9 protein-coding genes, 1 tRNA gene and 1 pseudogene are annotated in these 9549 nt (G+C 64.6%); 5 read left to right on the top strand and 6 right to left on the bottom strand.

Annotation, left to right across the window (positions count from 1 at the left end; all coding sequences use genetic code 11):
• Positions 1 to 201 precede the first annotated feature (201 nt).
• Both AC5Y2S_RS13680 and AC5Y2S_RS13675 read left to right on the top strand, forming a co-directional pair.
• The gene (locus AC5Y2S_RS13680) at positions 202 to 963 is read left to right on the top strand and encodes a DUF732 domain-containing protein (RefSeq protein ID WP_499956658.1); all 762 of its coding nucleotides are present in this window, start codon (positions 202 to 204) and stop codon (positions 961 to 963) included.
• Between the two features lie 273 nt (positions 964 to 1236).
• The gene (locus tag AC5Y2S_RS13675) at positions 1237 to 1830 is read left to right on the top strand and encodes a hypothetical protein (protein WP_499956657.1); all 594 of its coding nucleotides are present in this window, start codon (positions 1237 to 1239) and stop codon (positions 1828 to 1830) included.
• Positions 1831 to 1852: 22 nt separating this feature from the next.
• Here AC5Y2S_RS13675 and AC5Y2S_RS13670 read toward each other — a convergent pair whose 3' ends face one another.
• The 4 genes from AC5Y2S_RS13670 to AC5Y2S_RS13655 all read right to left on the bottom strand — a co-directional run bounded on the left by AC5Y2S_RS13670 (position 1853) and on the right by AC5Y2S_RS13655 (position 3874).
• Complete coding sequence (locus tag AC5Y2S_RS13670; RefSeq protein ID WP_499956656.1) at positions 1853 to 2542, bottom strand: cutinase family protein; 690 nt, start codon at positions 2540 to 2542, stop codon at positions 1853 to 1855.
• A 96-nt stretch (positions 2543 to 2638) separates the two neighbouring features.
• Complete coding sequence (locus tag AC5Y2S_RS13665) at positions 2639 to 3070, bottom strand: Hsp20/alpha crystallin family protein (protein ID WP_499956655.1); 432 nt, start codon at positions 3068 to 3070, stop codon at positions 2639 to 2641.
• A gap of 131 nt (positions 3071 to 3201) precedes the next feature.
• Complete coding sequence (locus AC5Y2S_RS13660) at positions 3202 to 3489, bottom strand: hypothetical protein (RefSeq protein ID WP_499956654.1); 288 nt, start codon at positions 3487 to 3489, stop codon at positions 3202 to 3204.
• Between the two features lie 181 nt (positions 3490 to 3670).
• Positions 3671 to 3874 (bottom strand): hypothetical protein, encoded by a 204-nt coding sequence (locus AC5Y2S_RS13655; RefSeq protein ID WP_499957075.1) that lies wholly within the window; start codon positions 3872 to 3874, stop codon positions 3671 to 3673.
• Between AC5Y2S_RS13655 and AC5Y2S_RS13650 the strand changes: the two are divergent.
• Positions 3777 to 5648 (top strand): annotated as a pseudogene (locus tag AC5Y2S_RS13650) (PE domain-containing protein); the annotation flags it as partial. The gene AC5Y2S_RS13655 and the pseudogene AC5Y2S_RS13650 sit on opposite strands and share 98 nt — an antisense overlap.
• Before the next feature lie 307 nt (positions 5649 to 5955).
• Positions 5956 to 6294, top strand: coding sequence for a hypothetical protein (locus AC5Y2S_RS13645; RefSeq protein ID WP_499956653.1), 339 nt, complete (start codon positions 5956 to 5958; stop codon positions 6292 to 6294).
• A gap of 150 nt (positions 6295 to 6444) precedes the next feature.
• Here the strand turns inward: AC5Y2S_RS13645 and AC5Y2S_RS13640 are convergent, their stop codons facing one another.
• Complete coding sequence (locus AC5Y2S_RS13640) at positions 6445 to 7332, bottom strand: universal stress protein (RefSeq protein WP_499956652.1); 888 nt, start codon at positions 7330 to 7332, stop codon at positions 6445 to 6447.
• A 676-nt stretch (positions 7333 to 8008) separates the two neighbouring features.
• A tRNA-Arg gene (locus tag AC5Y2S_RS13635) sits at positions 8009 to 8082 on the bottom strand.
• 185 nt (positions 8083 to 8267) lie between these two features.
• On the opposite strand from AC5Y2S_RS13635, the gene lipQ reads away from it, so the two are divergent.
• Positions 8268 to 9515, top strand: coding sequence for an esterase LipQ (gene lipQ, locus AC5Y2S_RS13630; protein WP_499956651.1), 1248 nt, complete (start codon positions 8268 to 8270; stop codon positions 9513 to 9515).
• Positions 9516 to 9549 lie beyond the last annotated feature (34 nt).

The raw sequence follows: 9549 nt of genomic DNA, 5'->3' as shown, positions 1-9549 counted from the left end.
AGGGAAAATCGGGTGTTTACCGCGGAATCGCGGTGATTTATTATGAACACAATGGTTAACAAATGATGAACAAATGGTGAACGGATTCTAGGTTAGCAACGTTTGGCACGTGCGCCGTGGACCGGAGGGGGGCGCACGTACGTGGTGTAGATGGCAATTCGCCCGTCGCGTGACGGCCCGATCAGAACGGAAAACCCTCTTATGTTCACCGGCACCATCAGCCATTCCGGTGCCCTGGTTACCGCCGTTGTGGTGCTAACTGGAGCTGCAATTCTGCGCGGCAGTGCGGCGGTGGCCGACTCGAACCAGGACGATCAGTTCCTGGCGCTGCTCGATCAAGAAGGCATCCCTGCGCTGCGCGGCGTGCCCAGCCTCATCGAAACCGCGCATGACGTTTGTCGCACCCTCGATGCCGGCATGTCGGCGGCCGGTTTGGTGGACGCGATGGTCAATAACGCGGTTGGCATCGATCCGGGCGAGCGCGATTACACCCCCGGCCGCCTCGCGCGCACCGAGGCCCGCTTCATCACCGCGGCGGTGGGGGCTTACTGCCCCTACGATCGCGGCAAGATCGCCTCGATCCGGACCAATCCCACCGGATGGAAAGATCCGGGGCGCAGGATCACTGGGTATATCCGACCGGCCGGCGAGATTGATGATCCGAACCCGCCGCAGGTTCCGGCACCGCCTCCGCAGGCGGTGCAGATCCAGACGCCGCGGTTGCCGATCGCGGCGCCGTCCGCGCCTAAACGGCCGCCGCCTCCACCGCAACAGGTGAAGCCCCCACCGCAACAGCCGCCGCCTCCGCAGGCGCCTCCCGCCGCGGGTCCCCAACCGGGCGGCGCCGCGGGCAGTGGCGGCGGTGGTAATACCGGCGGTGGCAACGGCGGTGGTAGCCCCGGGGGCAACGGCGGTGGGATCCCGGCGGATCCGTCGCCGGGCTTTGTCCGGCTCGCTCCCTGACCTTCGCGCCGAGACCCTTGGCAGCCGACGGAACGCCGGGCGATGCCAACGGAAATGGAGTAGCGAACTACTCGTGGCCCTCCGCTGATACTGCGTGACAATTCAGAGACCAAAATTTAACGGCGCTGAGAGCGGAAGCATCATGTGCACGTGAGGTCGGACCGCAGCGTCCCGACGTCGATGTGCGCGTGACACCTCGGCGATCAGTGCGATGGAAAATGCCATCCGGCAACACAATTACTAACTACAAGTTCTGCGTATTGGGGTAGAACCATGGCATCGCATGCACAGGAACCCGGCAACCCGATGTCGGTGGCCAAGATAACAGGGCTCTTCGCGGTCGGCGCGGCGATTATCGGTGCGATCCCTGCCTCCATCGGTTTGCTCAGCCACGAGACTGCACACTCTCAGTCAACGCTAGCGACTACCGCCCAATCAGCGACTACCACCATTTCGGCAACCGGGTCGCCCGATAGCGGGCTCAGGGTCGGTCCGCTGGTCAACGGCAAACTCACGGTGTCCGGCTCCGCCCAAGCGAGCGTAAGCGGCATGTATGTGTTGATTGGCCCCAAGCCGTCGGGTGGGTATGACACCGGTTGCGGGAACGTCGTGGACCAGCAGTGGCAAGTAGAGGTAGCCACCGACCCGTCGTGGCAGAAATACGGGCTGCAGACCTTCCCCGCCTACCGTGCCTGCGATCGCGGCACACGCGCGATCGCCCAGAAATTCACCTTCCAGCGGACCGAGCCGACGACGACGCCGGCACCCGTCCCGGCGGACGTCCTGAAGTGCGCGGCGCAATTCGGGCCGAGCTGCTTCGACGGCCCGTATTTCGGACCGCCGACGGTATACCAACCGAATCAATGAATTGGTGGGGCTGACAAGCAGCTCAGAGGTGGCTCGCCACGAAAGACGCGGCCTGACTGGGCATCCCGGAGTGCTGATACGACAGGTGCGCCGGCGAGAACATGTCGTCATGCGTGGGCAGTGACAGGCCCCCGCCCGGTGAGCAAACCGGATCGCCGGGCGCGCACAAGTCGATGGCCTTGGCCCCGTACCACGGGCTGGCCTCGTTCATCGGCCCGACTACCCGGTCCGCCATATTCCCGAAGACCGCCACGGCGGCAACGTGATCCGCCTCGTCCGCCGACAGCGTGTCGGCGTTGAAGCCCGCAATCGACGCCCGGGCGATGGTGATCAGGTCGATCACCATCGCGCCTTGCGAGTATCCGCCGAGCACCAGCTTGGTGTTGGGACAGCTCGCCACCATGGATTGGACGTGAGCTTTCGCGTCGCCGGCGCCGGCGGACGCCGACGGCGGCCAATCCTCGGTCGCGGGGTAGTTGACGGCGTACACCCCAAGGGTCCGACCCCCAACCTGCGAGCGCAACGAATCGACAAACGCCTGCCCGACGCCACCAACGCCAGGTGGTTCGGCCGTGCCGCGGGCGAACGTCACCTCGACGTCGGGGCAGGCAGCGGCTGGGGCGGAGGGGGCGAGGATCGGCGCGCTCAGCAGCGCCGCCCCGGTTGTCACCACCGCGGAACCGAGAAAACGAGCCAATGGGCGCGCGTTCACGGTTCCCATGCTGACATATCGGGATCGAAACGTTCCGCCCGCATCGCATTACCGGACGCGGGCGGCGGGTGCGTTAGTAGCCGGCCGGCCGCGGAGTCACTCGCGGGTTTGGACCTCGATGCGCTTCGCCGCCGGCGCACCATTGGGCACCGGCACCGAGATGGCAAGAATGCCCTTTTCGTAGGTGGCGTGGACGTCGTCGACGTCGGCTCCGGCGGGCAGCGGGACGGAGCGCGCGAAGGCTCCATAGCTGAATTCGGAGCGGCCGTGGGATTCGACCGCCTGGCTGCGTACGGCCTTGATGGTGAGCATCCCGTCGTGCACGGTGATGTCGATGTCCTTCGCGGGGTCGACCCCGGGAATCTCGGCGCGCACCTCGTAGCGGCCGTCGTCCATCCCGTCCTCGACGCGCAGCAGGTTGCGGTCGAAGAGGGGACGTAGGCCGGCCAACAGGGGAGCGCCACCGAAGAGCTCGGTGAGGTCGGGCATTAGATTTCTGGGCTGACGCTGGACTGGCAGAGTTGCCATGAATTCTCCTGAAATCGTTGCATCTCTTTCGATTTCGATCGAACCACTGCGCGGCCGCCGGTGCTAGACCGCGCCCGCCGATGTTGCCGAGACATTCATGGCGCGTTCAACCCGTCGGCCGGCACCGGGTCCTAGCCCACCTGCTTCAGCGTGTAATGCGCGATCGTCCGTCGGGGGTCTTCGGCGAGCCGCTTCACCTCTTGGCGGATCGGATCCACGGCACCGCCAAACACGCCGGGGCAGCCATCGGGGCACCGGACTTCCCACCAGGAGTCCGTCTGGTACGGCGGCCAGGCCGCCAGCTGTCCGCCTCTGGGCTCAAAGCCGATCTGGGATCCAAACTTTCTGAGGTTGCCGACGTGGTGGTGTGCCGGGCAGAAGAGCGATACGTCGATACCCAGGTTCTCTGTCTCGTCCATGGCCGCCATTCTCGCTTGTCCTGCGAGCCAGTTCTGCCCTTTGCGTCCCATGCCCGAAGATTCGGTCGCGTCACGGGCAACGTGGCCCGGTTGTCGTATTGATTAGGATAGGCTATCCTTCGGCCTGCCACTGCGGGAGCCGATTCGCTTCGACTCTTTATACCTCCCAACGATGGCGAGTTCATCGCGGACTTGTTACGAGATCTTGGGAGGCGGCAATGCCATTTGTGAGCGCGGCGCCGGACGTAATAGCGGCGGCGGCAACAGATTTGGTGAGCATCAGGTCGAGCATCATCTCGGCAATGTCGTCGGCGGCGACGTCGAGCACGGGGGTAATTGCACCGGCCGCCGATGAGGTATCGGCGGCCATCACGGCGCTGTTCAACGCACATGGCCTCTCGTATCAGGCACTCGGCGCCCGGGCGTCTGAGTTTCACGCAAAGTTTGTCCAGAACTTGGTCGCGGGCGCGGCCTCATATGCGGATAACGAGGCCGCCAACGTCCTGCTGAACCTGCCGAGCCTGGGCATCGGCAACATTGGTAGCGGCAACGTGGGCAGCGGCAATTACGGCAGCTTCAACTTCGGCGGCGGCAACAGCGGTCCCGCCGGCGGCAACCTCAACTTCGGCTTCGGCAACTGGGGTTCCTACAACATCGGAGCGGGCAACGGAAACGCCTACGCGGGCTCACCGGGCGCGTCTTTCTTCAACCTTGGCAACGGCAACATCGGGGAATTCAACGTCGGTTTCGGAAACGTCGGTGGCGGCAACATCGGCATCGGCAACGGAGAAACGATCGCAGCTGCGCGCGGCAACCTGTCCATTCTGAACGTGGGCGTGGGCAACTCCGGGAGCTACAACATGGGCCTTGGGAACCTCGGCAACTTCGACTTCGGCATTGGCAACAAGGGCAATGGTGATATCGGCATCGGCCTGACCGGTGACCACCAGATTGGCTTTGGCGGGATGAACGCGAACGGTGTTGGCTTCAACCTGGGCTTCGGCAACAACGGCAGCTTCAATGTGGGCCTCGGCAATACGGGCAATGGCAATTTCGGCTTGGCGAACACCGGCAACCATGACATTGGCATCGGACTGACCGGCGACAACCAGATCGGCTTCGGTGGGTGGAACTCGGGGAGCGGGAACTCCGGTTTGTTCAACTCGGGCGCGGGCAACAGCGGAATGTTCAACTCCGGCAACGGCAACACCGGCTTGTTCAATACGGGCGACCACAACTGGGGCATTGCGAACTCGGGCACGACCGACACCGGCATCGGCAACACCGGCCTTTTCGATACCGGCTTGTTCAACGCCGGCGACTACGCCACCGGCGGCTTCAACCCGGGTGGCGGCGGCGTATTCGAAGGGTCGACCCTGTCCGGCAACACGGGCTTCTTCAACACGGGCGACGAAAACACGGGTCTGTTCAACGCGGGTACCGACAACGTCGGCCTCTTCAACTCGGGCACGTTGAACATGGGCTGGGCCAACGCGGGCACCGACAACCTGGGCTTCGACAATGCGGGCGTGGGGAACACCGGCGGCTTCAACAGCGGGGGTGCCACCACGGCGTCGATGCTGGCCGGAAACACCGGGTTCTTCAACTCGGGTTCGGCGAACACGGGGTTGTTCAACTCGGGCAACACCAACACCGGTTTGTGGAACTCGGGCAACGTCAACACCGGCTTCGGCGGCACAGGCAACTACACCGGCAACTCGGGCTTCGGGAACACCGGCACGGGCAACTCCGGGTTTTATAACTCGAGCGACGGCAACTCGGGCTTCTTCAATTCGGGCAGCGGGGGCTTCAACTCGGGTTACAGGAACTTCGGCGACGTCGGGTACAACGAGGGCTTCTTCAACTCGGGCAGCGGCACCTTCAACACGGGCTTCTTCAACTCGGGTAGCGGCAGCGGCGACGTGGGCTACGGGAACTACGGCAGTGGCGGCAGCAACGTCGGCTTCTTCAACGGTGGCGACGGCGGCACCGACATCGGCTTCTTCAACTCGGGTGTCGGCGGCTTCAACACCGGTTTCGATAACTCCGGCGATGGCTTCAACTCGGGCTTCGGAAACAACAACACCTCGGGCACCAGCATCGGCAACTCGGGTGGCTTCAACACGGGAACCGGGCTGGCGGGTTTCCTGCGCTGGTGAGGTGCTTGGGTCAACCGGGCTGACATGCGGGCCGTCGAGGATCAACCGAAACCGCCCTCACGCACCAGCCAAGTCATGCGGCTGACCAGCGCCCCCGACGTCAGGGCTAGGCCGGTTGTATGCCCGCGGGAAGCTGCCGTCGTCGGCAGGTCTTGTCCTGCTCGAATCTTGTGCCGACGGGCGTGACCACAATCACGCGCGCCGGAAAAGGTCATGAGAGTTAGTCAGTTGACTACAGTCATGCTTTGTGATGTAGTCAAGTGACTAACCCGGGCCCGTTCGCCCATAAGTGCAAGGAGAACCAACCATGACCACAGCCCACGCGCGCGGTCGAGGAAACGAACTGGCGATGGATCTCGACCTTGCAGCACCCAGCGGGGCGACCTGCGTCGACGAGTGGGGGAACTTCGCGGCGGCCTTCCGGGTGTTCGACGGCCCGGAGTGGCGGATCAAGCGCGTTGCCGACCGCGGGCGAGGCGCCCACAGCGGCGACATCGTGGTGTCGGTCATCGGCCGGCAGTACGTGGATGGACACGCTGAGCGCGAGATCATCATTGACGGCCCGCACAGCCCGGTCGTCACCGCGACCGAAGCGCGGACGCTGGGCAGCGCGTTGATCGCCGCCGCAGACGCCGCCGACGGGTGATTGGAGGGCCGAATCCGAGCCGCCCAGCGTCGCCACCGGCTCGCAAAAAATTGGGCACGACTCGAACGTGCGATCTAGGGATTAGGGGGCCGTCTGAAGGGGGCCACCCGTCGCCTTTGGCCTTTCGATACCTGCCCCGAGGCGCTCAGGCTAGCGGCTGCGGGCGACGATCACCGGGGTGTGGGCCGCTTGCGCCACCTTGGCGCTGACTGATCCAAGCAGCATTCCGGCAAACCCGCCACGGCCATGACTGCCGACGACAACAAGCTGTGCGAACTTGGCGTGCTCGAGAAGATGAGTGGCTGGCCGGTCGTATTCCACGACCCGGGTTACCCCGACATCGGGGTAACGTTCCCGCCAACCGGCCAATCGCTCGGCCAGGGTTTCCTCAGCCGCCGAGCGCTGGGCCGACTCTTCCAGGCTCGCGACATGTGTCATGTCGGCGTCGAGCCAGGCGTGCAGAGCAACTAATCTTGCGCCCCTCAGCGAGGCTTCTTCGAATGCAATCGCGGTGGCTAGCTCGGAGACTGGTGATCCATCGTTTCCCAGGAGCACTGAGTCGTGAGAGGCTGCTGACTGCGGGGAAGCCCCATCGTGGATAACGGCAACGGGGCAGCAGGCATGATGGATCAGTCCAGTGCTGACCGATCCCAGCAACACGCTTCGTATCGCACCCAGTCCGCGAGCGCCGACGACCACCATGTCGGCGTCTTTGGACATATTTAGCAAAGTGGGCACCGCCGCGGAGTGGAGAAATTGGCTCTCGATTTCAGCCCGCACACCGTTCTCGGTGGTGTCTTCGGCGATCCGGAGCGCGTCATCGAGGATCGTCTGGGAAGCGAGTTCCTCGCGTTGGCGCCACTCTGCGGGCATGGGCGCAGCTGGCCACGGCAGCGCCGATGTGCCGATCGCGTTCACGAGGGTGAGCCGACGTTTGCGTAGTAACGCCTCACGGGCAGCCCACCGTACCGCCGCGTTGGACGGAGTTGACCCGTCGACACCGACCACGACACCGAGATGTTCGTCTGCACCGGGCATGTTGGCTGTCCTCTTTCAGATCACGCATGCAGGGCCCGATGACGCAGCAGCGCAGCATCTGGCCTTGCGTGCCCCGTATATCGCCGGGGAAGTTGAACTACAGCCGTGGACCACTACCAATCGGGTGCGGTCAGGGGTGTGGTTTGGACGGCTTAGACGGGGTAGGGCCGCAGTTCAAGCCGGCAACGCATCCATTCGGTGCGTCACCTTGAGGTGGGGTCGCGCTCTTTGGCGCCACGACGGACGACGGGCCCGGTTCCGGCGTCGTCGATGGAGTCGCGATGCTTACCGACTGACCGCCGCCAAGGCCGAATCCGGCTGCAGCGAGCATGGCCGCACCGACAAGCAGGGCGGCTGATTTCCGCATTTCGGGTTTCATTGGACTCCTTCTTTCTATGGTGGTGTCCACTGAAATCCCAGCATCCCGTCCCGATACCCCCAGGGGGTAGGGACTTTAGTCCTCCGTTTTGCCCATACCGGGCGGGGATAGCGACCAAATAGCCGCGCCGATCAACCGTCGACACGGCCTGATACCGCTGCTCAGCCACGCTCAACTCCCTCATCTAGGGAGTGTCAAGGATCAACCGAAGTAACTGTCAAGCATCAGCCGAAACACTGTCAGGCATCACCCGAAGGCAAAATGTCAAGCATCAGCCGAGGTCATACACAAAACCGGTGCCCCCGGCACGACTCGAACGTGCGACCTAGGGATTAGAAGGCCCTTGCTCTATCCACCTGAGCTACGGAGGCAATGTGCAGGTCAGTCTATCGAACGCGACACGCCGAAAGACTCGCGGAACGCGACGCGCCCGAAAAGTCTTCCGCCACGGCACTTATCGGTTATGGTGTGAGGCCTCGACACACGTACAACACCGGCTGATCATCAGCCGTTAACCGCAACGAGGCGTGTGCCTAACGTCGAGGGGTGCGTTGTTATGAGCGTGGCCTTGAACTTGACTTCGCGGTGCTCGCAGGCCGGTGCGCAGGCATTGCGACTGGCGGCCGACGCCAGGGACACGTATCGCGCCGGCGCGCTGTTGCTGCGCGGCTCGCCGTTCGCGGTCGGTTGGGTTGCCGGCTGGCTCTCCACCGAATTTCCCCCACACGTGGTGACGGGGCACGCGCTGTCCCGGGTCTCGCGACCCGCCATCGGCCGCGTCGGTACCACGTGGGCCGCGCAAAAAGCCGACGAAGCCCTTACCGCCGCGCTCGTCGAGTGCTTCGGGCCGGACTTCCGTGACCTGGTGAGCCACCCGGCCTACGTCCAGTCCGAGGCCCCCTCGCGGGGCGGGCTGTTGCGCAGGCCCGGGCCGCACCGGCGGTACGCGGCGGAAACGTCCGACATCTCCTACGGCCCCGGCGGCAGTGAACACTTGCTGGACATCTGGCGGCGCCATGACTTGGCGCCTGGCCGGCGCGCGCCGGTGCTCATCCAGGTACCCGGCGGGGCGTGGGCGGTCAACGGCAAGCGCCATCAGGCCTACACGCTGATGAGCCACATGGCGGAGCTCGGCTGGATCTGCGTCTCGATCAACTACAGCAAGAGTCCCCGCTGCACGTTCCCCACACACCTCATCGACGTGAAGAGGGCGATCGCGTGGGTGCGCGAGAACATCGCCGACTACGGCGGCGACCCCGACTTCCTCGCGATCACCGGCGGGTCGGCGGGCGGTCACCTGGCCTCACTGGCCGCGCTCACCCCGAACGACCCGGCGTTCCAGCCCGGATTCGAGGACGCGGACACCACCGTCCAGGCCGTCGCGCCGTACTACGGCGTCTACGATTTCACCGACTTCGAGAACATGCACGAGATGATGCTGCCGTTCCTCGAGCACTTCGTTCTCAAGTCCCGCTACAGCGAGAACCCCGACAGGTTCCGGGCGGCGTCGCCGATCACGTACGCCCACGGCGAGGCCCCACCGTTCTTCGTGCTGCACGGCGAGAAAGACGAACTGGTTCCCAGCGGCCAGGCGCGCGTCTTCTGCGCAGCCCTCCGGGACGCCGGGGCCGCCACGGTGGGCTACGCCGAACTCGCCAACGCGCACCACGCGTTCGACATCACCCCGACGGTGCGGTCGCGGTTGGCCGCCGGGGCCGTCGCGGACTTCCTCGGCGTCGTCTACGGCCGCCGCGTCGGCTCGCTGGCGCATTCGTTGCCGCTGTCCGCGACGACGGCTAGCTGAGCCGGGCGCCGCTTCGCCGACGGGATCGCGCCTT

The organism is Mycobacterium sp. NGS69 (genome assembly GCF_059812165.1).
Note: the sequence above shows the minus strand (reverse complement) of the source record. Positions and strands in the feature narration are given on the sequence as shown.

Excerpts from the sequence above, each read along its gene's own strand:
- AC5Y2S_RS13680 (WP_499956658.1), top strand. The coding sequence starts at position 202 with ATGTTCACCGGCACCATCAGCCATTCCGGTGCCCTGGTTACCGCCGTT.
- AC5Y2S_RS13675 (WP_499956657.1), top strand. The coding sequence starts at position 1,237 with ATGGCATCGCATGCACAGGAACCCGGCAACCCGATGTCGGTGGCCAAG.
- AC5Y2S_RS13665 (WP_499956655.1), bottom strand. The coding sequence starts at position 3,070 with ATGGCAACTCTGCCAGTCCAGCGTCAGCCCAGAAATCTAATGCCCGAC.
- AC5Y2S_RS13660 (WP_499956654.1), bottom strand. The coding sequence starts at position 3,489 with ATGGACGAGACAGAGAACCTGGGTATCGACGTATCGCTCTTCTGCCCG.
- AC5Y2S_RS13645 (WP_499956653.1), top strand. The coding sequence starts at position 5,956 with ATGACCACAGCCCACGCGCGCGGTCGAGGAAACGAACTGGCGATGGAT.
- AC5Y2S_RS13640 (WP_499956652.1), bottom strand. The coding sequence starts at position 7,332 with ATGCCCGGTGCAGACGAACATCTCGGTGTCGTGGTCGGTGTCGACGGG.
- lipQ (WP_499956651.1), top strand. The coding sequence starts at position 8,268 with ATGAGCGTGGCCTTGAACTTGACTTCGCGGTGCTCGCAGGCCGGTGCG.